The sequence below is a fragment of the Zavarzinia compransoris genome, assembly GCF_003173055.1.
Lineage (GTDB): Bacteria > Pseudomonadota > Alphaproteobacteria > Zavarziniales > Zavarziniaceae > Zavarzinia > Zavarzinia compransoris.
In genome coordinates, this window is sequence record NZ_QGLF01000004.1 from 78,123 (window position 1) to 100,450 (window position 22,328).

At 68.8% G+C, this 22,328-nt stretch carries 22 protein-coding genes; 16 read left to right on the top strand and 6 right to left on the bottom strand.

The features are described 5' to 3' along the window. The first annotated feature begins 1 nt into the window (after window position 1). The 6 genes from DKG75_RS14230 to DKG75_RS14255 all read left to right on the top strand — a co-directional run bounded on the left by DKG75_RS14230 (window position 2) and on the right by DKG75_RS14255 (window position 7,277). Entirely contained in the window at window positions 2-1,942 is a 1,941-nt protein-coding gene (locus DKG75_RS14230) for a TonB-dependent receptor plug domain-containing protein (RefSeq protein WP_166646594.1), read from the top strand. A gap of 2 nt (window positions 1,943-1,944) precedes the next feature. Next, window positions 1,945-2,778 carry an ABC transporter substrate-binding protein gene (locus DKG75_RS14235; RefSeq protein ID WP_109921800.1) on the top strand — a complete coding sequence of 278 codons (834 nt, stop codon included), beginning with the start codon at window positions 1,945-1,947 and terminating at the stop codon, window positions 2,776-2,778. After that, window positions 2,778-3,782 (top strand): FecCD family ABC transporter permease, encoded by a 1,005-nt coding sequence (locus DKG75_RS14240; RefSeq protein WP_109921801.1) that lies wholly within the window; start codon window positions 2,778-2,780, stop codon window positions 3,780-3,782. Before DKG75_RS14235 ends, DKG75_RS14240 begins: the two co-directional genes overlap by 1 nt. Continuing rightward, window positions 3,782-4,579, top strand: a complete 798-nt coding sequence (locus tag DKG75_RS14245; protein WP_109921802.1) for an ABC transporter ATP-binding protein — start codon at window positions 3,782-3,784, stop codon at window positions 4,577-4,579. The genes DKG75_RS14240 and DKG75_RS14245 overlap by 1 nt, the downstream gene beginning before the upstream one ends. Before the next feature lie 92 nt (window positions 4,580-4,671). Next, window positions 4,672-5,079 (top strand): GlcG/HbpS family heme-binding protein, encoded by a 408-nt coding sequence (locus tag DKG75_RS14250; protein ID WP_109921803.1) that lies wholly within the window; start codon window positions 4,672-4,674, stop codon window positions 5,077-5,079. A 41-nt stretch (window positions 5,080-5,120) separates the two neighbouring features. Continuing rightward, window positions 5,121-7,277, top strand: coding sequence for a malate synthase G (locus DKG75_RS14255; RefSeq protein WP_109921804.1), 2,157 nt, complete (start codon window positions 5,121-5,123; stop codon window positions 7,275-7,277). On the opposite strand, the gene DKG75_RS14260 is transcribed toward DKG75_RS14255, so the two are convergent. From DKG75_RS14260 to DKG75_RS14280, 5 genes are read right to left on the bottom strand one after another with little or no spacing between them, the layout of a single operon-like run. Continuing rightward, window positions 7,278-8,549 carry an amidohydrolase family protein gene (locus DKG75_RS14260; RefSeq protein WP_109921805.1) on the bottom strand — a complete coding sequence of 424 codons (1,272 nt, stop codon included), beginning with the start codon at window positions 8,547-8,549 and terminating at the stop codon, window positions 7,278-7,280. Then, on the bottom strand, window positions 8,546-9,490 hold the full coding sequence (locus DKG75_RS14265) for an ABC transporter permease (RefSeq protein WP_109921806.1): 945 nt from the start codon (window positions 9,488-9,490) through the stop codon (window positions 8,546-8,548). The genes DKG75_RS14260 and DKG75_RS14265 overlap by 4 nt, the downstream gene beginning before the upstream one ends. After that, complete coding sequence (locus tag DKG75_RS14270; RefSeq protein ID WP_109921807.1) at window positions 9,483-10,550, bottom strand: ABC transporter permease; 1,068 nt, start codon at window positions 10,548-10,550, stop codon at window positions 9,483-9,485. The genes DKG75_RS14265 and DKG75_RS14270 overlap by 8 nt, the downstream gene beginning before the upstream one ends. Continuing rightward, window positions 10,547-12,061: an ABC transporter ATP-binding protein gene (locus DKG75_RS14275; protein ID WP_109921808.1), complete on the bottom strand. Its 1,515-nt coding sequence runs from the start codon at window positions 12,059-12,061 to the stop codon at window positions 10,547-10,549. The genes DKG75_RS14270 and DKG75_RS14275 overlap by 4 nt, the downstream gene beginning before the upstream one ends. 6 nt (window positions 12,062-12,067) lie before the next feature. Further along, window positions 12,068-13,084, bottom strand: a complete 1,017-nt coding sequence (locus DKG75_RS14280) for a BMP family protein (RefSeq protein ID WP_166646588.1) — start codon at window positions 13,082-13,084, stop codon at window positions 12,068-12,070. A gap of 187 nt (window positions 13,085-13,271) precedes the next feature. Here DKG75_RS14280 and DKG75_RS14285 point away from each other — a divergent pair, with 187 nt between their 5' ends. Next, window positions 13,272-13,937: a TetR/AcrR family transcriptional regulator gene (locus DKG75_RS14285; RefSeq protein WP_109921810.1), complete on the top strand. Its 666-nt coding sequence runs from the start codon at window positions 13,272-13,274 to the stop codon at window positions 13,935-13,937. Between the two features lie 3 nt (window positions 13,938-13,940). Here the strand turns inward: DKG75_RS14285 and DKG75_RS23020 are convergent, their stop codons facing one another. Further along, window positions 13,941-14,330 (bottom strand): response regulator, encoded by a 390-nt coding sequence (locus DKG75_RS23020; protein WP_166646587.1) that lies wholly within the window; start codon window positions 14,328-14,330, stop codon window positions 13,941-13,943. 147 nt (window positions 14,331-14,477) lie between these two features. Between DKG75_RS23020 and DKG75_RS14295 the strand changes: the two genes are divergently transcribed. The 9 genes from DKG75_RS14295 to DKG75_RS14335 all read left to right on the top strand — a co-directional run bounded on the left by DKG75_RS14295 (window position 14,478) and on the right by DKG75_RS14335 (window position 22,313). Then, window positions 14,478-15,164: a helix-turn-helix domain-containing protein gene (locus DKG75_RS14295; RefSeq protein WP_109921811.1), complete on the top strand. Its 687-nt coding sequence runs from the start codon at window positions 14,478-14,480 to the stop codon at window positions 15,162-15,164. A gap of 81 nt (window positions 15,165-15,245) precedes the next feature. Further along, window positions 15,246-15,962 (top strand): peroxiredoxin, encoded by a 717-nt coding sequence (locus tag DKG75_RS14300; RefSeq protein WP_243746611.1) that lies wholly within the window; start codon window positions 15,246-15,248, stop codon window positions 15,960-15,962. Next, window positions 15,962-16,360 (top strand): ArsR/SmtB family transcription factor, encoded by a 399-nt coding sequence (locus DKG75_RS14305; protein ID WP_109921813.1) that lies wholly within the window; start codon window positions 15,962-15,964, stop codon window positions 16,358-16,360. The genes DKG75_RS14300 and DKG75_RS14305 overlap by 1 nt, the downstream gene beginning before the upstream one ends. A gap of 281 nt (window positions 16,361-16,641) precedes the next feature. Beyond that, window positions 16,642-17,505 carry an MBL fold metallo-hydrolase gene (locus DKG75_RS14310; RefSeq protein WP_109921814.1) on the top strand — a complete coding sequence of 288 codons (864 nt, stop codon included), beginning with the start codon at window positions 16,642-16,644 and terminating at the stop codon, window positions 17,503-17,505. A 13-nt stretch (window positions 17,506-17,518) separates the two neighbouring features. Continuing rightward, a complete protein-coding gene (locus tag DKG75_RS14315) occupies window positions 17,519-17,719 on the top strand; it encodes a YgaP family membrane protein (RefSeq protein ID WP_109921815.1) in 201 nt (66 codons plus the stop codon). 1 nt (window position 17,720) lies between these two features. Beyond that, window positions 17,721-18,137: a TIGR01244 family sulfur transferase gene (locus DKG75_RS14320; RefSeq protein WP_109921816.1), complete on the top strand. Its 417-nt coding sequence runs from the start codon at window positions 17,721-17,723 to the stop codon at window positions 18,135-18,137. 38 nt (window positions 18,138-18,175) lie between these two features. Next, window positions 18,176-19,939, top strand: coding sequence for a bifunctional protein tyrosine phosphatase family protein/NAD(P)/FAD-dependent oxidoreductase (locus tag DKG75_RS14325; RefSeq protein WP_109921817.1), 1,764 nt, complete (start codon window positions 18,176-18,178; stop codon window positions 19,937-19,939). Between the two features lie 11 nt (window positions 19,940-19,950). Beyond that, window positions 19,951-20,565, top strand: coding sequence for a class I SAM-dependent methyltransferase (locus DKG75_RS14330; protein ID WP_166646586.1), 615 nt, complete (start codon window positions 19,951-19,953; stop codon window positions 20,563-20,565). Next, window positions 20,565-22,313, top strand: a complete 1,749-nt coding sequence (locus tag DKG75_RS14335; RefSeq protein WP_109921819.1) for a SulP family inorganic anion transporter — start codon at window positions 20,565-20,567, stop codon at window positions 22,311-22,313. Before DKG75_RS14330 ends, DKG75_RS14335 begins: the two co-directional genes overlap by 1 nt. Window positions 22,314-22,328: the final 15 nt, after the last annotated feature.

Genomic DNA, 22,328 nt, shown 5'->3' on the forward strand with positions numbered 1-22,328 from the left:
CATGTCTTTCGGGGTCAGGGTTTCGCTTCTCGCCGTCGTTTCCGCCGCCGCTTTGCCGGCTTCGGCCCTGGCGGCGGAGGAATTGCCCGCCGTCTCCGTCACCGCCAATCGCGGCGAGCAGACCCCGCTGACCGAGGTGGGCAGCACGGTCACCGTGCTCGACCGGGAATACCTGGAGGCAAAGCAGGTGCGCCTCGTCTCCGACGCGCTGCGCCTCGTGCCCGGGGTTTCGGTCACCCGCACCGGCGTCACCGGCGGCCTGACCGGCGCCGGCATCCGGGGCAGCGAAACCAACCAGACCCTGGTCATGATCGACGGCGTGGTGGTCAACGACCCGGCCGCGGATTCCAGCGTCGATTTCGCCCATATCCCGACCGCCGACATCGAGCGGATCGAGGTGCTGCGCGGGCCGCAATCGGCGCTCTACGGCTCGGACGCGGCCGGCGGCGTCGTCAACATCGTCACCCGCAAGGGCAGCGGCAAGCCGAGCGTCGCCCTCAGCGCCGAAGCCGGCAGCCGGGGCACCGCGGCGGGCGCCCTGTCGTTCAGCGCGGGCGGGGAACAATACAGCATTCTCGCCGGCGTCACCGGCGGCGTTACCTCCGGCTTTTCCTCCGCCGCCGAGGCGCGGGGCAATACGGAACGGGACGGTTACAACAACGGCACCGCCTATCTGAAATTCGCCTATGATCCGCTGCCGGAACTGGGTTTCGACGTCGTCGCGCGCGGCACCGAATTCCGCCGCGAGGGCGACGAGGGCTTCGGCATCGAGCCCGGCACCGGCATCAGCCTGACCCTGGACGATCGCGCCGGCGGCAGCGGGCGGCAGAGCTTCTTCCGCGGCCAGACCCGGCTTTCCCTGCTGGACGGCCGCTGGACCCACCGCCTCGGCATCAGCCGGGCCGACAGCGACGTCGATTACTACGGCGATATCGTCAACGGTGACCCGACCTTCACTACGCGGGGCACCAGCACCCGCTACGACTACCAGACCGATTTCCGCATCGACACGCCGTCCCTTGCCGGCGCCTCCCATGTCTTCACCCTGGCGGCGGAGCGGAAAGAGGACGATGCCCGGATCTGGAGCAGCTTCGGCAGCTATCTCTCGACCTCGATCGACCAGACCGGTTACACCGGGCAATATCAGGTCAGCCTGCTGGACGGCCTCAGCCTGACCGCCGCCTTCCGCCGCGACGAGAACGAGCGGTTCGAGGACGCCAATACCTACCGCCTGACCGCAGCCTATTTCATCGATACGCTTGGCACCAAGTTCCACGCCTCGCACGGGACCGGGGTGAAGAACCCGACCCTGCTCGAACTCCACGGCTACAGCAATACGTTCGTCGGCAACCCGGGCCTGAAGCCGGAACAGACGCGGGGCTTCGACATCGGCGTCGACCAGTCGTTCTGGGGCGGGCGCGGGGCCGTCGGCGCGACCTATTTCCGCCAGTCGATTTCCGACCTGATCAGCAGCGAATTCCTGGGCGGCGGCGTCTCGCGCCCGATCAATCTCGCCGGCACTTCCAAGGTCCGGGGCGTCGAGGTCGAGGGCACGCTGGAACCCCTGAACGGCCTGACGCTCCGCGCCACCTATACCTATATGGACAGCGAGGATGCCCAGGGCGTGCAACTGGTGCGCCGGCCGGAACAGGCCGGGACCTTCGACGTCACCTATCGTTTCCTCGACGGCCGGGCGCTTGCCAATGTCGGCGTCGTCTATCACGGCGATTTCACCGACCGGGTGTTCGACAGTTCCTTCAACAACCGCAATGTCCCGATGGACGATTATACCCTGGTCAATGTCGCCGGCGCCTATGACGTCCTCGACAACGTCCAGCTCTACGGCCGGGTCGAGAATCTGTTCGATACGGATTACGAGGAAGTCTATTCCTTCGGCTCCAACGGCCGTCTCGCCATCGGCGGCGTGAAAGCGACCTTCTGAGCATGGCGGGCGCGGCGGCACGGCTTGCGTTTCTCGCCGCCGTCCTGGCCGGGACGGCGGCGACGGCCGCGCCGCAGCGCATCGTCTCGATCAATCTCTGCGCCGACGAACTGGTGCTGCAACTGGCCGACCGGGCGCAGGTGGCCTCCGTCTCCTTCCTGTCGCGGGATCCGGCCGGGTCCAATGTCGCGGCGCTGGCCGCCACGGTGCCGGTCAACCACGGCCAGGCGGAGGAAATCATCGCCTCCCGCCCCGACCTGGTCCTTGCCGGGCGCTATACCACCAGGGGCACGGTCGCCCTTCTGAAGCAGGTGGGGCTGTCGGTGGTGGAACTGGATGCCCCGGCCACTTTCGACGAGGTGACCGCCCAGATCCGCGCGGTCGCGGCCCTGCTCGGCCATGCCGAGCGAGGCGAGGCGATGGTGGCGGCGATGATGGCCGGCCTTGCCGCCGTTACCCCGGTGGAGCGGCCGCTGCGCGCCCTGGTGCTGCGCCCGAACGGTTTCACGGTCGGGCAGGGCTCGCTGGTCGATCACCTGATGCGGCGCGCCGGGCTGGTCAACCTCGGCGCCGATCCGGTCCTCGCCACCTATCGCGAATTGCCGCTGGAGGCATTGGTGCTGGCCAAGCCCGACCTCGTGATCCTGGACGAGGAGGAAGTGCCGGCCCCGGCCCTCGCCTATGACGTGCTGCGCCACCCGGTGCTGCGCAACATGCCGAACCGGATGCAGGCGGCGGGCCTGCCGTCCCGGCTTTGGACCTGCGCCGGGCCGGCGGTGGTCGAGGCCGTCGCCCGCCTTGCCGAGATCGGCCGCCGCCTGGAAGGAACACCCTGATGCCCCGGCGCGAGCCGCCCTACGGCCTGCTGCTGGCCGTTCTTATCCTGGCCACCGGCGGGTTGTTCGCCGCCTCCGTCGCCATCGGCTATGCCCCCTTCGATCTCGGTGCCGCCTTCGCCGACTGGCTGGCCGGGCGGGAGACGCTGCCCGCCCTGATCCTGGCCGATCTCCGCCTGCCGCGGGCGCTGATGGGCGTTTTGACCGGCTTCACCCTGGGGCTGGCCGGGGCGGCCTTGCAGGGCCTCCTGCGCAATCCCCTGGCCGAGCCCGGGGTGATCGGGGTGTCCAGCGCGGCGGCGCTCGGTGCCGTCCTCGTGTTCTATTCCGGGCTGGCCGGGGCCTTCACCCTGGCCCTGCCGCTGGGCGGGATCGCGGGGGCGCTGGTCGCGACCGTGCTGCTCTATGCCATGGTCGGGCGCGGGGCGGGGACGACGACGCTGGTGCTGGCCGGGGTGGCGATTTCCGCCTTCGCCGGCGCCCTGACCGCGCTCGCCCTCAATCTCTCGCCCAATCCCTATGCGGTGGTCGAGATCACCTTCTGGCTCATGGGCTCGCTGACCGACCGCAGCATGGATCACGTCATGCTGGCGCTGCCCCTGATGGCGGTCGGCTGGGCATTGCTGCTGTCGTCCGCCCGCGCGCTCGACGGGCTGTCGCTCGGCGACGATACGGCGACCAGCATGGGCTTCGACCTGAAGCGCCTGCGCCTGAAGCTCGTGACCGGCACCGCGCTCTCGGTCGGGGCGGCGGTCGCGGTCACCGGGGCGATCGGCTTCATCGGGCTGGTCGTGCCCCATGTGCTGCGGCCCTTCGTCGGGCACCGGCCCGGGCGCCTGCTGCTGGTCTCCGGCTTCGGGGGGGCGGCCCTGCTGCTCCTGGCCGATATTGCCGTCCGCCTGCTCGCGGTGCAGCCGGAACTGAAGCTCGGGGTGCTGACGGCCGTGGTCGGGGCGCCCTTCCTCTTCTCCCTGATCTATCGCCTGCGGCGGGAGGGGGCGTGATGCTGATCGAGGCGACGGGGCTGGCCTGCCGGGCGGGCGACAAGCTGGTGCTGGGCGAGGTCACGCTCTCCTGCCGGCCCGGGGAAATGGTCGGGCTGATCGGGCCGAACGGCGCGGGCAAGACCACGCTGCTGCGCCATCTGGCCGGGCTGGCGGCGCCGGCGGCGGGCCGCGTCACCTATGACGGCCAGAGCCTGCGCGAGATGAGCCGGCCGGCGCTGGCCCGGCGCCTTGCCTATCTGGCCCAGGATGCGGACGCCCATTGGCCGATCCGGGTCGACCAATTGGTGCGCCTGGGGCGCCTGCCGCACCGCCGGCCCCTGTCGGGCGAGACGGCGGCGGATCTTGCCGCCGTCGCCGCCGCGCTGGCCGCGACCGAGACCACGGTGCTCGCCGCCCGCCGCTTCGACACGCTGTCGGGCGGGGAACGGATGCGGGCCCTGCTGGCCCGGGCCCTGGCGGTCGAGGGCGAAATGCTGCTGGCGGACGAGCCGGTGGCCGCCCTCGATCCCTATCACCAGTTGCACACCATGGAATTGCTCCGCTCCGTCACCGAAAAGGGGGCGGGGGTGGTGGTCGTGCTGCACGACCTGACCCTGGCGGCGCGTTTCTGCGACCGCCTGGTGCTGCTGGCCGGGGGCAGGGTGCTGGCCGACGGGCCGGCGGGCGCGGTCCTTTCCGACCGCAACATTGCCGAGGCCTATCACATCAAGGCCCTGCACGGCGCGGCCGAGGGCCTGTGCTTCACCCTGCCATGGCGGCGGTTGCCGCCGGGTGACGGCCGGGATTTTTCTTGATCCCCGAACAGTGCTTCCGCCGCCGCCGGGTGGACGGGGCGGCAGGCCAGCCTTTAAGGTGCGGTGATGCGTTTGCCCCAAGGAGTGCTGGCATGAAATCCAAGGCCGTCCTGACCCATGTCGACGTCGATACCATCCTCGCCGCCGCCCGCGCCGAGGCGCTGGCCAACGGCTGGGCGGTGACGATCGCCGTCGTCGACGACGGCGGCCATCTCCTTGGCCTGACCCGGCTCGACGGGGCGCCGGCGCTTTCCGCCTATATCGCGCCGGAAAAGGCCCGCACCGCCGCCCTCGGCCGACGCGAAAGCAAGATCTACGAGGATATGATCAACGGCGGCCGGGTGTCCTTCCTCTCGGTGCCCTATATCCAGGGGACGCTGGAAGGCGGTGTGCCCGTGATCGTCGACGGCGAGACCATCGCCGCCGTCGGCGTTTCGGGGGTGAAATCCTCGGAAGACGCTCAGATCGCCAAGGCCGGCATCGCCGCCCTGCTCGGCTGAACCCCGCCCGTTCGTTCCCGCTTACCGCCGGAGGGTGCCCCATGACATCCCGCGTTACCCGCCATCGTCTCCAGGTCGCGGCCGAGCTTGCCGCCTTCATCGAAGACCGGGCCCTGCCGGGCACGGGCATCGAGGCCGGGGCCTTCTGGGCCGGCCTCGACGCCGTCGCCCATGACCTCGCCCCAAAGAACAAGGCCCTGCTGGCGAAGCGCGACGATATCCAGGCCCAGATCGACGCCTGGCACCGGGCGAACGGCAAGGGCGACCTTGCCGCCTACAAGGCGTTCCTTTCCGGGATCGGCTATCTCGCCCCCGTGCCCGAGCATGTCGCCATCGAGACCACGGGCATCGACACGGAAATCTCGGCCCAGGCCGGGCCCCAGCTCGTCGTGCCGGTGATGAATGCGCGCTATGCCCTCAATGCCGTGAATGCCCGCTGGGGCAGTCTCTACGATGCCCTCTACGGCACCGACGCCATTCCCGAGACCGGCGGCGCCGGGAAGGGCCAGGGCTACAACCCGGCCCGGGGCGACAAGGTCATCGCCTATGCCCGCGACGTCCTCGATCTCGCGGCCCCGCTTGCCGGCGGCAGCCACAAGGATGCCCGCGGCTATGCCATCGCCGGCGGCGCCCTGGTCGCGATCATGGGCGATGGCGAGATCGGCCTCGCCGATCCCGGCCAATATGTCGGCTACGGCGGCCCGGTGGAGGCGCCCAGCGCGATCCTGCTGGTCAACAACGGGCTGCACATCGAAATCCAGATCGACAAGACCCATCCCATCGGCAGCACCGATCCCGCCGGGGTGAAGGACCTGCTGGTGGAAGCGGCCCTGACCACGATCATGGACTGCGAGGATTCGGTCGCCGCGGTCGATGCGGCGGACAAGGTCGTCGCCTATGGCCATTGGCTGGGCCTGATGCAGGGCACGCTGACGGAAGAGGTGGCGAAGGGCGGCCGGACCTTTACCCGCGCCATGAACCCGGACCGGACCTATGCGACGCCGGGGGGCGGCACGCTCACCCTGCCGGGCCGCTCGCTCATGTTCATCCGCAATGTCGGCCACCTGATGACCAACCCGGCGATCCTGCTTGAGGACGGCAGCGAGATCCCGGAAGGCATATTGGATGCGGTGGTCTCGGTCACGATCGCCAGGCACGACCTGCTGGGCACGGGCCCCTTGCGCAACTCCCGCGCCGGTTCGATCTATATCGTGAAGCCGAAGATGCATGGGCCGGAAGAGGTGGCCTTCGCCGACGAGCTTTTCGGCCGGGCGGAGGAACTGGCCGGCCTCGCCCCCTATACGGTGAAGCTCGGCATCATGGACGAGGAACGCCGGACGACCGTGAACCTGAAGGCCGCTATCGCGGCGGCCAAGCACCGGGTGGCCTTCATCAACACGGGCTTCCTGGACCGCACGGGCGACGAGATCCACACCTCGATGGCAGCCGGGCCCATGGTGCGGAAGGGCGCGATGAAATCATCCGCCTGGATTTCGGCCTACGAGCGGAACAATGTCCTGACCGGCCTTGCCTGCGGGTTGCGCGGCAAGGCGCAGATCGGCAAGGGCATGTGGGCGATGCCGGACCTGATGGGCGAGATGCTGAAGCAGAAGATCGCCCACCCCAAGGCCGGGGCCAACACGGCCTGGGTGCCGTCGCCGACGGCGGCGACCCTGCACGCCCTGCATTACCACGAGGTCGATGTGGCGGAGATCCAGGCCGGGCTGGAAGGCCAGTCGGAAGACGTGCTGGATGCCCTGCTGACCATCCCGGTCGCCACCGACACCAATTGGTCTCCGGACGAGATCCGGGCGGAACTGGACAATAACGCCCAAGGCATCCTCGGCTACGTGGTGCGCTGGATCGACCAGGGGGTGGGCTGTTCCAAAGTGCCGGACATCAACGACATCGGCCTGATGGAAGACCGGGCGACCCTGCGCATCTCCAGCCAGCACATGGCGAACTGGCTGCACCACGGCATCGTGACCGCGGATCAGGTGCACGAGACGTTCCGGCGCATGGCGGCGGTGGTCGACGGCCAGAATGCGGGCGATCCCCTCTACAAGCCCATGGTGCCGGCCTATGAGGGGAGTGTCGCCTATCAGGCCGCCCTCGACCTCGTGTTCAAGGGCCGCGAACAGCCGAGCGGCTACACCGAACCCCTGCTGCACAAGTGGCGCCTCGTCGCCAAGGGCTGATCAGCGGGTGAAGTCGAACGCCTGGGCGCCGGCCCCGAGGTGGAGCAATGCCTCCACCTTCGGGGTTTCGGCGATCACCGTGCCGCCACGGATCACATAGAGGCGGGCGGGCTTCAGGCGCAGGGCCTCGATCGGGTTGCGCGCCTGAAGGATCACCACGTCGCCCCGCGCGCCCTTGGCGATGCCGTAACCGTCCAGGTGCAGGACTTTGGCGCCATGGCTGGTGACGGATTGGAACATCGCTGCCATCTCGGCCACCCCGGTCATCTGGCCGACATGGAGGCCCATGCTGGCGACCTCCAGCATGTCGTGGCTGCCGAGGGGATACCACGGGTCCATCACGCAATCGTGCCCGCAGGCGACATTGAGCCCGGCGGCCAGCAATTCCTTCACCCGGGTCATGCCCCGGCGCTTGGGGTAAGTGTCGTGGCGGCCCTGAAGGGTGATGTTGATCAGGGGATTGGCGACGACATGCAGGTCCGCCTCGCGCATGAGGCCGATCAGCTTGGAGACATAGTAATTGTCCATGGAATGCATGGAGGTCAGATGCGAGCCGGTGACCCGGCCCTGCAGGCCGAGGCGCGTGGTCTCACAGGTGAGACTTTCGACGTGGCGCGACAGGGGATCGTCCGATTCGTCGCAATGCATGTCGACCAGCAGGCCGCGCTTCGCCGCGATCTCGCACAGGGTACGGACCGAGGCGGCGCCATCGGCCATGGTGCGCTCGAAATGGGGAATGCCGCCGACGACATCGACCCCGCGGTTCAAGGCCCGGGCCAGGTTTTCCGCCGAGCGGCCATAGCGCAGATAGCCGTCCTGCGGAAAGGCGACCAGTTGCAGGTCGATATAGGGCCGCATCTCCGCCCGCACCTCGAGCAGGGCATCGACCGCCAGCAGGCGGTCGTCGCAGATATCGACATGGCTGCGGATGGCCAGCGTCCCCCGGGCGATCGCCAGCTTGCAGAAATCGAGGGCGCGGGCCTTGATCGCCGCCACCGTCAGATGGGGTTTCAACTCGCCCCAGAGCGCGATCCCTTCGAGCAGGGTGCCCGACTGGTTCAGGCGCGGCATGCCCAGGCTGAGGGTCGAATCCATGTGAAAATGGCTGTCGACGAAGGGCGGGGTCGCCAGATAACCCTCGCCCTCGATCACGCGGCCGGCCTCGGCGGCGATGGCGGGTGCGACCTCGACGATGATCCCCTTGTCGATGGCGATGTCGCTGCGGCTGCCGTCGGGCAGGGCGACATTGCGGATCAGGAGATCGAGGCTCATCGTTCCTCCTTCCGGAACGGGGTCAGCAGGGCGGCGGGGGCCCGGGCATTGCGCGAGACCAGGGCCATGGCGACGATGGTAAGCACGAAGGGCAGCATCAGGAAGACCTGATAGGGCACATCGATCGCGTTCGACGCCTGAAGGCGCAGTTGCAGCGTATCGATCAGGGCGAAGACCAGGGCGCCCAGGGCGCATTTCCACGGGCTCCACTGCCCGAAGACGACAAGGGCGATGCACACCCAGCCGCGCCCCGAGATCACCCCGAAGGTGAAGGCGTTGAATTGCGCCATGGTCAGGAAGGCCCCGGCCGCCCCCATCAGGGCGCCCGACAGCATCAGCGCCTGATAGCGCGTGGCGGCCACGCCGATGCCGGCCGAATCGGCGGCGCGCGGGTTCTCGCCCACCGCGCGCAGGCTGAGGCCCCAGGGCGTGCGGTAAAGCACGAAGGCGGCAACCGGCACCGCGACCAGGGCGAGATAGACCAGGGCGAACTGGTCGAACAGCACCGGGCCGATGAAGGGAAGGTCGGACAGCAGGGGCAGGGGCACGGTGGTGAAGGCGGTGATCGCCGGCGGCGTGCCCGGCTGGCCGAAGATCAGGCGGTAGAAGAAGAAGGCGAAGCCGGTGCACAGCATGGTCACCCCGATCCCGGAGACATGCTGCGACAGCCCCAAAGTAACTGTGAGCACCCCCATGAGCACGCCCATGGCCGCCCCCGTCGCCATGGCGGCAGCGAGCCCGAGCCAGAGCGAGCCGGTGAAATAAGCGGTCGAAAACCCGGTCATGGCCGAGAGCAGCATGATGCCCTCGATCCCGAGGTTGAGGACCCCGGCCCGTTCCGCGAACATCTCGCCGAGCGAGGCCAGGATCAGCGGCGTCGCGATGCGCAGCAGGGCGGCGAAAAAGCCGATCTGGAAAATCTGGCCCCAGATCTCATCCATGGGCGGCCCCCCGGAAACGCAGGCGATAGCGCGTGAACAGCAGGGCGATCAGCATGGTGATCAGCGCCGTGCCCTGGATGACATCGGCCAGATAGACCGGGATGCCGGTCGCCCGGCTCATCGCCTCGGCCCCGGTGATGACCACGGCGAAGAAGAAGGCGGCCGGCAGCACCCCCAGCGGGTTGAGCCCGGCCAGCATGGCGATGACGATCCCGGTATAGCCGTAGCCGGGTGAGATCCCGGCCATCACCTGGTAATGCAGCCCGCCCACTTCGCCGACCCCGGCCAGCCCGGCCATCGCGCCCGACAGGGCGGCGGTCGCCAGCGTCACCCGCCCGACTGGGAAGCCGGCATAGGCGGCGGCGGTCGTATTCTCCCCCGTCGCGCGGATGGCGAAGCCGAGGGTGGTGTGACGCATGACGATATGAACGACGGGCACGGCCAGAAAGGCCAGGGCCACGCCCAGGTGCAGGCGGGTGCGCGCCACCAGGGTCGGGAAACCCGCCTCGTCGCGGATGTCGGGCGAATCCGGATAGCCGGACAAGGGGTCCTTCCACACGCCGTCGAGCAGGGCCATCATGGCGTAGAAGACGATGAAGTTCAGCAGCAGGCTGACCACCACCTCGTCGACCTTGAAGCGGGTGCGCAGGAGCGCCGGCACCATGGCCCAGGCCGCCCCGGCCAGGGCGCCGGCCAGGATCATCAGGGGGATCAGGCTTAGGTCCGGCAGGCTTGTCCGCCCGCCGATGAAGGCGGCGGCCATGGCGCCGACCAGCAATTGCCCTTCGCCGCCGATGTTCCAGAATTTGGCCCGGAAGGCGATGGCGACCGCAAGCCCGGTGAAGATCAGCGGCGCCGCCTTCACCGCCGTCTCGACCAGGGCGAAGCGCGAGGCGACGGGCGACAGGAAGAGCTTGCCGTAAGCCTCGAACACATTGCCGCCGGCAAGCACGATCAGCCCGGCGCAAAGGACGAGGGTCGCCAGCACCGCCGCCAGCGGCAGGGCGGCATAGAACCAGACCGGTGTCGCGGCGCGTTGTTCCAGGCGCAGGCGGATCATGCGGCGATCCCTTCGGCGCCGCTCATCATCAGGCCGATGCGGGCGACACTGGCTTCGGCGATGGGCAGGGTGCCCATGATCCGGCCCTCGAACATCACGGCGATCCGGTCCGACAGCTGGAACAATTCCTCCAGGTCCTCGGAAATCACGATGACGGCGCGGCCGGCGGCGCGCAACGCCAGGAATTTCTCGTGGACGAAGCGGGCGGCCCCGACATCCAGGCCCCGGGTCGGCTGCGCCGCCAGCAGGACCAGGGGATCGCGCGCCAGTTCGCGGGCCAGCAGCGCCTTCTGCAGGTTGCCGCCGGACAAGGTGCCGGTGCGCGCCGCCGGCCCCGGGGTGCGGATGGCGAAGGCGCGGATCTCGCTTTCGACGAAGCGGCGCACGGCGCCATGGTCGATCAGGCCGAAGCGGCTGAAGGGCCGCGTCGTGATCCAGGGCAGGACCATGCTGTCGGAAAGCGGCAGGGCGGTGATCAGCCCCGTGGTCATGCGGTCTTCCGGCACGCGGCCGACGCGGCGGGCCTGCATGCCCCGGGGCGTGAAGCGTTCCACCGGCCGGCCGTCGATCGTCACCGTGCCGGCGACGGGCGCCAGCATGCCGGCGACGACATCGGCCAGCTCGCGCTGGCCATTGCCCGAAACCCCGGCGATGCCGAGGATTTCCCCGGCCCGGACCTCGAGGCTGACATCGGCAAGGCGCAGCCGCCGGCCGCCATCGGTCGAGACCCGGTCGAGGCTGAGAAGGGGGGCGCCGACCTCGGCCGCGGGCTTTGCCGGCGCGCTCAATTCATGGCCGCACATGAGTTCGGCCAATTGCCGGTCGGTGATCGTGTCCGACATGGGCAGGCTGGCGGCGATGCGGCCCTGGCGCAACACGGTGACCCGGGTGGTGAGGGCGCGAACCTCGTGCAGCTTGTGGGAAATGAAGATGATGCCGAAGCCCTGGGCCGCCATGGCGCGCAGGGCCTGGAACAGGCTTTCCGCCTCCTGCGGGGTCAGGACCGCGGTCGGCTCGTCCAGGATGACGATGCGCGCCCCCCGGAACAGGACTTTCAGGATTTCCAGGCGCTGCTGCTGGCCGATGGCAAGGCCGGAAACCAGGGCATCGGGATCGAGGGCGAGGCCGAAATCCGCCTCCACCCGCCGCAGCCGGGCCAGCGCGCCGGCCCGGTCCAGCCGGCCGCGCCGCCCGGGCAGGCCGATCATCAGGTTTTCGAGCACGGTCATGCTCGGCACCAGGTGGAAATGCTGGTGCACCATGCCGATGCCGAGCGCCAGCGCATCGGCCGGCGCATGAATGGCGACGGGCCGGCCGTCGACCAGGATCTCGCCCTCGTCGGGCGCATAGGCGCCGAAGAGGATATTCATCAAAGTGGTCTTGCCGGCGCCGTTCTCGCCGAGCAGGCCCAGGATGTCGCCGGGGTCGAGGCCGAGCCCGACGCGGTCGTTGGCGACGACCGCGCCGAAGCGCTTGGTGATGCCGCGCATTTCCAGCAGGGCATGCGCCATGCCCGGTTACTCCGACTTCGGGATCGATTCGTCGACGTCGACGCGATAGGTGCCGTCCAGGATTTCCGCCGTCTTCTTGGCGACGAGATCCTTCACCTCGGCCGGCAGAACGGTGTCGAACTTGTGATAGGGCGCCAGATAGGAGCCGCCCTTGCCCATGAAGGAGAAGCCGCCGAAATCCTGCGCCGTGAAGACGCCGGCCTTCACCAGCTTGATCATCTGGTTGACGGTCGGGCTCATGTCCCAGACCGGGCCGGTGATCACCGTATCGGGGCCGAGCGACGATTGGTCGGACATGTTGGAAATGGCCAGGATCTTCTTCTCGACCGCGGCTTCGACCACGCCGAAGCGTTCGGCATAGATGACGTCGACGCCGGATTCGATCTGGGCCAGCGCCGCTTCCTTCGCCTTGGGCGGATCGAAGAACGAGCCGATGAAGGAGAATTTGCACTTCACCTCGGGGTTGGCTTCCTTGGCCCCGGCGCAGAAGGCATTGACCAGCCGGTTGACCTCGGGGATCGGCATGGCGGCAACCGCGCCCACCACCTTGGTCTTGGTCAGCTTGCCGGCGATCAGCCCCGAGAGATAGGCGGGCTCGTGGATCCAATTGTCGAAGACGCCGAAATTCGGTTCCGCCGGGCCGATGCCCGAGCCGAAGACGAAGGCGACGTCCGGGTAATCCTTGGCGACCTTCCGCGCGATGCGCTCGGCGCCGAAGGCATCGCCGGTGATCAGCTTGTAGCCGCCTTCGGCATATTCGCGCATCACCCGCTCGAAATCGGCGGATTTCACGCTTTCGGAATAGACGTATTCGATGCCGTGTTCGGTCTTGGCCTTTTCGAGGGCGACATGGATCTGGTTGACCCAGGGTTCCTCGATCGGGGTTTCGAACACGGCGGCGACCTTCAGCTTTTCCTCCGCCCGGGCCGCCGGCGTGCCGGCAAGCCCCGTCAGCGCCACCGCCGCGGCAAAGAGGCCGGCCACCAGCCCGCGCCGCGACAATTTCCAGCCATGCACTGTCATTGCATCCCCCATTTGCCCAAATTTTAGCCTCTGGCAATTCCGTTGCCCGTGGGTGCACAAGTTTTCACTCCGGCTTTCAGCGCGATCAAGAAAAATTGTCCAATTGGTTAGGTTTTTTGCGACCGCCCCGGCTTCACAGGGCGACCCGCATCCGTTAACGATGAAGGGGCGTGGGAGGCGCTGGTTCATGGTGCACGGCTTCGGCTTCGACGACGACAATACGGACGAGGACGCCCAGCCGCGCGGCGGCCGCATCCGGGCGCGCAACAAGGCGCAGATCATCGCGGCGGCGGAAAAGGTCTTCGCCGAGCGGGGCTACGACGGCGCGACCACGGCCGAGATCGCCGAACTCGCCGGCCTCGCCAAATCCAACGTCCACTATTATTTCGGCACCAAGGAAGCGATCTACCGCGAGGTGGTGGCGGGCATCGTCGATCTGTGGCTGAAGGCGTTCGGCGAGATCACGGCCCGGGACGATCCGGCGGCGGCGGTCGCCGGCTATATCCGGCGAAAGCTCCTCTATTCCCGGAAACGCCCGCTCGCCTCGCGCATTTTCGCGACCGAGATCATCCGCGGCGCCCCCATCCTCCGCCCCTTCCTCGAGGAGGAGTTGCGCGGCTGGGTCGAGGAGAAGGCCAAGGTCCTGGCATCCTGGGCGGCCGAGGGGCGGATGGACCCGGTCTCGCCCCATCATTTCTTCTTCCTGGTCTGGGCGGCGACCCAGACCTATGCCGATTTCGCCGCCCAGATCGGGGCCGTGCTCGGCCACCGCCGCCTGCGCGAACAGGATTTCGAGGATGCGATCGAAACCGTGACCGCCATCGTCCTGAAGGGCTGCGGCATCAGGCGCTGAGGTTCAGACCAGCGCCCGGATCTTGCGGCTGAGGGCGTCGGTCATCAGGGGTTTCTCGATGATGGCGGCGCCCATCAGCCGGGCCCGGCGGCGGCAGCGCTTGTCCGGCTCGGTGGTGATCAGGATGGCGGGGGCGGTGGAGCCGCGCCGGCGCAATTCGGCCAGCAGGTCCAGCCCGTCCATCGGCACCAGCATGAAATCGATCACGAAGCAGCGGACGTCGCCGAGGTCGCCCGCGGCGAGCAGGCTGGCCTCGTCCGCGAAGGCGCGGATGGCGTAACCCTCGGTGTCGAGGGCGAAGCACAGCGCGTCGAGCAGCGGCACATCGTCCTCGATCAGGGCGATGCAGGGGCGGGGGCTCGTCGAACCGTCGAAGGGCAGGCGGTCGTCCATGGCGGGCATCATGCCGGTTCCGGGGCGCCTGCCATTGATCCAAAGCAAAATCCCCGGATACGTAGTTTCCCTTATGCGCCCGCCCTGAATGTCGCGGGGCCGCGCGAAGGCGTAGGACTGTTCCTGCCAGCCGAAAGGAATTGCCCGATGTACGCCGCCAAGATCGACACCGCCAATGCCGTCCCGTTTCCCGCCGCGCTGTTTCCGGTCCGGGCGGCCTCCTTCGGCGACGACGACCTGCCGATGGATCTCGGCCAGGTGATGCATTTCGCCCGCGGCGCCGAAATCTTCGGCCAAGGCGAGAAGGCGGATTGCCTCTACAAGGTGGTGTCGGGCTGGGTGCGCACCTATCGCATCCTGCGCGACGGCCGCCGGCAGGTCGAAGGCTTCCATCTGGCGGGCGAATATTTCGGCATCGAGGCGGGCGGCAGCCATCGGGCCTCGGCCGAGGCGCTGGGCCCGGCGGCGGTGCAGGTGGTGCGCCGCACCGCCCTGAACGATCTGGCGGCGCGGCGCGGCGATGTCGCCGCCACCCTGTTCCGGCTGGCCATCCAGGGCCTGGAGCGGGCCCACGAGCATGTCGCCATGCTGAGCCACAAGACCGCCTGCGAGCGCGTCGCCGGCTTCCTGCTCGACATGGCGGAGCGGGCGGATGTCCGCACCGGCCTCGAACTGCCCATGAGCCGCCAGGACATGGCCGACTACCTGAGCCTGACCATCGAGACCGTGTCCCGCACCCTCAGCCAGCTCCAGGCGGAAGGGCTGATCGAGATCCCGAAGTCGCGCAACATCATCCTGCGCAACCGCGAGGCGCTGGAAGAGATGTGCGAGTGACGGATGATCACTTAGGAAATATTGAAATTGTCCGGGCCGGCGTCCTATATGGGGGGACCACGGCGCCGGAGCACGATCCCCTTGACCGACCAGGCCTTTCCTGCCGATGCGGCTTGCCCGCCTGAAGACCGCCTGTCCCCTCACGACAGCCTGCCCCTGATCGGCGAGGCGGCGCCGGATTTCCAGGCCCGCTCGACCATGGGGGTGGTGACCCTGTCCGACTATCGCGGGCGCTGGGTCCTGCTGCTGTCCCATCCCGCCGATTTCACCCCGGTCTGCACCTCGGAATTCGTCGCTGTCGCGAAACAGATCGGCCGCTTCCGCGCGCTCGGCTGCGAGGTGGTGGCGCTGTCGGTCGACAGTCTGTTCGCCCATATCGCCTGGAGCCTGTCGATCGAGGAGAAATTCGGCGTCGCCGTCGATTTCCCCATCGTCGAGGATGTCTCGCTGGCGATTTCCCGCGCTTTCGGCATGGTCCACCCCAAGGCGGCGACCACGGCGACCATCAGGGCCGCCTTCGTCATCGATCCGGACGGCATCATCCAGGCGATCCAATATTACCCGATGGCGGTCGGCCGCTCGGTCGGGGAATTGCTGCGCCTGATCGCCGGGCTTCAGGCGGCGCAGGACGGCACCTGCTCGGTCCCGGCCGACTGGCAGGCGGGCGATCCCGTGCTGGCGCCGCCGCCCCTGCTGCTCGACGAGGCCCGGCATCGCCGCGCCCCGGCCGAGGGCGGCGACTGGTATTTCACCCCGGCTGGCGCGCCCGCCGCCCGCGGCCGCAAGGGCCGCCGCTGATGGCTGGCGCCGACCTGCAGCCCATGGCCGAACAGGCCGCCGAATTCCTCAAGGTCCTGGCCAATGCCAACCGCATGATGATCGTCTGCCACCTGCTGGGCGGCGAGAGATCGGTGGCGGACCTCGAGGCCGAGCTTGGCATCCGCCAGCCGACCCTGTCGCAGCAATTGGGCATCCTGCGCGAGGCCGGCATCATCGCCGGCCGGCGCGAGGCGAAGTCGGTCATCTACCGCCTGACCGACGAGCGCGCCCGCCCCCTGATCGCCCTGATGAACAGCCTGTTCTGCGGCCAGCCGGTCGCGCCCGCCGTCCTTCCCGCCGGGCCCGGGCCGTCCCGCCCCGCCAGTCTCGGCGAAGCCGCCGCCTTCCCGACCATCCGCCGCCGCAGCGCCCCCTGAAGCCCCTGCCCCGCCCCGCAGGGGCGGGGCAGGGGATATCGCGCCGTTTCAATATATATTTACGTAAAATATATATTGAAATCCGGCAGCGGAAGCCTATGTTCAGGATCATCGGCCGGGCGCCGGCATCTGGCGATAGCCGCGCCCAGCCAGGGAAACAGCCGAAACTGGGCTGCGCCGGCGGCATGGTTTTACAGTTTCGAACTGTTTTGATCTTGAATATTGATTCACGTAAATATAAAACGTGAATCGAGAAACGGCGAAAGCCCAGGAGACCGAGCATGCAGCCCCTCGTTCATGCCTTCTTCGACGAGCCGACCTTCACGGTCAGCTATGTGGTCGAGGATCCGGCGACCAAGATCGCGGCCATCGTCGACTCCGTTCTCGACTACGACCCCGCCTCGGGCCGAACGTCCCATGCCTCGGCGGACAGGATCGTGGCCTTCGTCCGGGAGCGGGGGCTGACCGTCGACTGGCTGCTCGAAACCCATGTCCATGCCGATCATCTGTCGGCCGCGCCCTATCTGAAGGCCACCCTCGGCGGCCGGATCGCCATCGGCGCTGACATCCGCACCGTGCAGGGCATTTTCTCGAAAGTGTTCAACGCCGAGCAGGGCTTCGCCACCGACGGCCGCCAGTTCGACCGCCTGTTCGCCGACGGCGACACTTTCGCCGTCGGCTCCATCGCCGGCCGGGTGCTGCACACGCCGGGTCACACGCCGGCCTGCCTGACCTATCTGATCGGCGATGCCGGCTTCGTCGGCGATACGCTGTTCATGCCGGACTACGGCACCGCGCGCTGCGATTTCCCGGGCGGCGACGCGGCGACCCTGTTCCGCTCGATCGGCCGGATTTTCGCCCTGCCGCCGGAAACCCGCCTCTTCATGTGCCACGACTACAAGGCCCCGGGGCGCGAGACCTACGCCTGGGAAACCACGGTGGCGGAGGAGAGGGCGAAGAACATCCACGTCCGCGACGGGATCGCGGCGGCGGATTTCGTCGCCATGCGCGAGAAACGCGACGCGACCCTCTCGATGCCGCGGCTGATCCTGCCTTCGGTGCAGGTGAACATGCGCGCCGGCGAACTGCCGCCGCCGGAAGACAACGGCACCCGTTACCTGAAGATCCCGCTGAACGCGCTGTGAGGGAGACCGGATCATGGATCGCAATATCGGTGCCCTGGACCGGGCCTTCCGCATCGTCGCCGGCCTCGCGCTGCTGTCGCTGCTGTTCGTTCTCGACGGCGGCGGGCGCTGGTTCGGCCTGATCGGCCTGGTGCCGCTGCTGACCGCCGGCCTGTCGTGGTGCCCGCTTTACACGCTGTTCGGCATCCGCACCTGCAAGGTCGCGAGGCGCTGACATGCCGGACCTGAAGGCTTTGGCCCCCGATCTCGCCGTCACCGGCCAGATCGGGCCGGGCGACCTGCCGGCGCTGGCCGCCGCCGGCTATCGCATGATGATCGTCAACCGCCCGGACGGCGAAGACCCCGGCCAGCCGAGCTTCGCCGACATGGCGGCGGCGGCCGAGGCGGTGGGGATCGCGGCGCGTCACATCCCGATCGCCTCCGCCGCGGCCGCGACCGATGGCGATGCCGCCGCCTTCGAGGCCGCGCGGGCGGCGGCCGGCGGCGGCAGGGTCCTCGCCTATTGCCGCACGGGCAATCGTTCCGCCGTGCTCTGGGCGCTCGGCCAGCGGGGCCGGCGCGCTGCCGATACGGTCATCGCCGAGGCCGCGGCCGCCGGCTGCGACCTGACCGCGCTCAAGCCCCGGCTGTGAGCCGGGGCGCATCATAACCGGCTGGGGAGGATCACCGGATGGACCGCCTGAAGAAACTCACGCCCTTTCTCTCCGTCGCCCCGCAGATCGGGGAGGCGGATGTCGGCGCCCTGTCGGCGCTGGGCTATCGCGCCATCATCAACAACCGCCCCGACGGCGAGGCGGCGGACCAGCCGGCCGGCACCACGATCGAGGCGGCGGCCCGGCGTCATGGCCTCGCCTATCGCCATATTCCGGTGATTTCCGGCCAGGCGCCGGATGCGGCGGCGGAGGCATTCCGCGCCGCCCTCGACGACTTGAAGGGGCCGGTGCTGGCCTTCTGCCGCACCGGCACCCGTTCCACCACCCTCTGGGCCCTGGCCGAAGCCCATCACCTGACGGCGGAGGCCCTGATCGCCACCGCCGCCGGCGCCGGCTATGACATCGAAGGCCTGCGCGGCCGGCTCGAGGCGCTGGCCGCCAGCGGCAAGGGCGGCGGCGATGTCCTGCCCTTCACCCGCGCCACCAGTTTCGACGTCCTGATCGTCGGCGGCGGGGCGGCCGGCTGCGCCGCCGCCGCCAGCCTGCGCAAGCGCCGGCCCGACCTTGCCATCGCCATCGTCGAGCCCTCGGACAAGCATTACTACCAGCCGGCCTGGACCCTGGTCGGCGCCGGCGCCTTCGACCGTGCCCGCACGGAACGGCCGATGGCGCGCGTCATCCCCAAGGGGGTGCGCTGGATCCGCGCCGCCGCCGCGGCCTTCGAGCCGGAACGCAACCTCGTGGTGCTGGAGGACGGCGGGCGTCTCGCCTACCGGACCCTGGTGGTCGCCCCCGGTCTCACGCTGCGCTGGAACGCCATCGAAGGGCTGGCCGAGACCCTGGGCCGGAACGGCGTCACCTCGAACTACCTGTTCGATCTCGCCCCCTATACTTTCCAGTTGGTCCAGGGCCTGCGCGGCGGGCGGGCGATCTTCACCCAGCCGCCCATGCCGATCAAATGCGCCGGCGCGCCGCAGAAAGCGCTCTATCTCTCTTGCGACTATTGGCGTCGCCAGGGCGTGCTGTCGAAGATCGAGGTCGAGCTGGACAATGCCGGCGCGGTGCTGTTCGGCGTCGGCACCTTCGTGCCGCCCCTGATGAAATATGTCGAGGCTTACGGCGCCAGGCTTGCCTTCAATTCGAACCTGAAGGCGGTGGACGGCGCCAAGCGCGAAGCCCATTTCGACGTCAAGGCGGCGGACGGCACGGTATCCCGCGTGGTCAAGCCCTTCGACATGCTGCATGTGGTGCCGCCGCAATCGGCGCCGGACTTCATTCAAGCCTCGCCCTTCGCCGATGCGGCGGGCTGGGTCGATGTCGACCAGGAAACCCTGCGCCACAAGCGTTACGGCAATGTCTTCTCGCTGGGCGACGTCGCCTCGGCGCCCAACGCCAAGACGGCGGCGGCGGTGCGCAAGCAGGCGCCGGTGGTGGCCGAGAACATCATCGCCATCCTCGACGGCAAGAGCCCGCGGGCGATCTACGACGGTTACGGCTCCTGCCCGCTGACGGTCGAGAAGGGCAAGGTGGTGCTGGCCGAATTCGGCTATGGCGGCAAGCTGCTGCCGACCTTCCCGCTCGATCCCGCAGTGCCGCGCCGGCTGGCCTGGTGGCTGAAGGCGGATTTCATGCCGACGCTCTATTTCGACTTCATGCTGAAGGGGCGGGAATGGCTGGCGGCGCCGAAGCTGCTGCCGCACGAACCCCAGGCCCGGGCCGAGGATCCGTCCCTCGACGATTGCGCCAAATCCTCGCCCGCCCGCCAGGCCGGCCGGCGGTGAGGCGGGCCGGCATGGCGGCGCTGAACCCCTGGGACGAGCGCTTCGCGCGGGACGAGGCCTATTACGGCCTCGCCCCTTCCGTCTTCGTCATGGACAGTGCCGGCGCCATTCCCCCGGGCGGCCGGGTGCTGTGCCTTGCCGAGGGTCAGGGCCGCCATGCCCTGGCATTGGCCGCGCGCGGTTACACCGTGACCGCGATGGACCTGTCCGCCGTCGCCTGCGCCCAGTTGCGCAGCCGCGCCCAGGCCCTGCGCCTGCCGCTCGCCGTGGTGCAGCAGGACCTGGGCCTGTGGTCGCCGCCCGCCGGCCTCTATGACGGCGTGGTCGCCGTCTATGCCCATATGCCCCGGGCCCTGCGTGCCCTGGTCCATGCCGGGATGGTCCGGGCGCTGGCCCCCCGCGGCCTGGCGATCATCGAAGGCTTCCGGGCCGAGCAATGCGGCCGCCCCTCCGGCGGGCCGGCCGAGCCGGGCTGGTATTACGGCGCCGACGAATTGCGCGCCGATTTCGCCGCTCTCTCGATCGAGCATCTGTCGACGCCCGAGGCGGTGCTGGAGGAGGGCCGGGGCCACCAGGGCCCGGCCGCCCTGATCCGCCTGCGCGCCCGCCGCCTGGGGAACCTTTGATGTCGCCGAAGCTGGCCCGCCTGCTGCCCTGTCTCGACTGGGGCCGCCGCTACGATCGCCGCACCCTGGCGAGCGATCTGGTCGCCGCCATCGTCGTCACCATCATGCTGGTGCCGCAAAGCCTGGCCTATGCCATGCTGGCGGGCCTGCCGCCGCAGATCGGGCTTTATGCCTCGATCCTGCCGCTGGTCGCCTATGCCCTGTTCGGCACCAGCCGGACGCTGGCGGTGGGGCCGGTGGCGGTGGTCTCGCTGATGACGGCGGCCGCGGCCGGCACGGTGGCGGCGCCGGGCACGCCCGAATATGTCGCCGCGGCGCTGATCCTGGCGCTCGAATCCGGTCTCATCCTGCTGGCGATGGCGGTGTTTCGCCTGGGGTTCCTGGCGAATTTCCTGTCGCATTCGGTGATCTCGGGCTTTATCTCGGCCTCCGGCCTGCTGATCGCGGCCAGCCAGTTGAAGCATATCCTGGGGGTGAAGGCAGCGGGCGATACGCTGCCGGCACTGGCGGCCGAATTGTTCCAGGGGCTCTCGGCGGTCAATCCCTACACGCTGGCGATCGGCGCGGTCGCGACCGTCTTCCTGTTCTGGGTGCGCAAGCGCCTGAAACCTTTGCTGGTCCGCCTGGGCCTTGGGGCCCGGGCGGCCGACATGGTGGCGAAGGCGGGGCCGGTGGCGGCGGTGGTCGGTTCGATTGCGGTGGTGACCGGCTTCGCCCTGGATGCCGAGGGGGTAAAGACGGTCGGTCTCATCCCCGGCGGCCTGCCGCCCCTGGGGCTGCCGCTGTTCGATGCCGGTCTCTGGCTGGCGCTGGCGGGGCCGGCGCTGCTGATCAGCGTCGTCGGCTTCGTCGAGTCCGTGTCCGTCGCCCAGACCCTGGCGGCCAAGCGGCGCCAGCGGATCGATGCCAATGCCGAACTGGTCGGCCTGGGCGCGGCCAATGTCGCGGCGGCGGTCACCGGCGGTTATCCGGTCACCGGCGGTTTCGCCCGCTCGGTGGTCAATTTCGATGCCGGGGCGGAAACGCCGCTGGCCGGCGTCTTCACCGCCCTGGGCCTGCTGGTCACCACCCTGCTGTTCACGCCACTGTTCGAGAAACTGCCCCAGGCGGTGCTGGCGGCGACCATCATCGTCGCCGTGCTGTCGCTGGTCGATCTCGGGGCGCTGGGCCGGACGTGGCGCTATTCGCGGGCCGATTTCGCCGCCATGGCGGTGACCATCGCCCTTGTCCTGCTGGTCGGGGTCGAGGCGGGGATCGTCGCCGGGGTCGCCGTCTCCCTTCTCCTCTTCCTGCACCGGACCAGCCGGCCCCATATGGCGATCGTCGGCCGCGTGCCCGGAACCGAGCATTTCCGCAACGTCGAGCGCCATGCGGTGATCGAGAGCGAGACGGTCCTCAGCCTCCGGGTCGACGAAAGCCTCTATTTCGCCAATGCCCGCTATCTCGAAGACCGGATCTACGACCTGATCGCCCGGCGCCGGTCGGTGCGCCATGTCGTGCTGATGTGTTCGGCGGTCAACCTGATCGATGCCAGCGCGCTCGAAAGCCTGGAGGCGATCGACGCCCGGCTGAAGGCGGCCGGCGTCGCCTTTCACCTTTCCGAGGTCAAGGGGCCGGTGATGGACCGCCTGAAGCGCACCCCGTTCCTCGAACATCTGTCGGGCCGGGTCTTCCTCAGCCAGCAGGCGGCCCTGGCCGCCCTCGACCCCGCCTGTTGCGAGGACGGGCCGGCGCTGCGCCGGGCTTAGAGTTTGTCCGCTTCA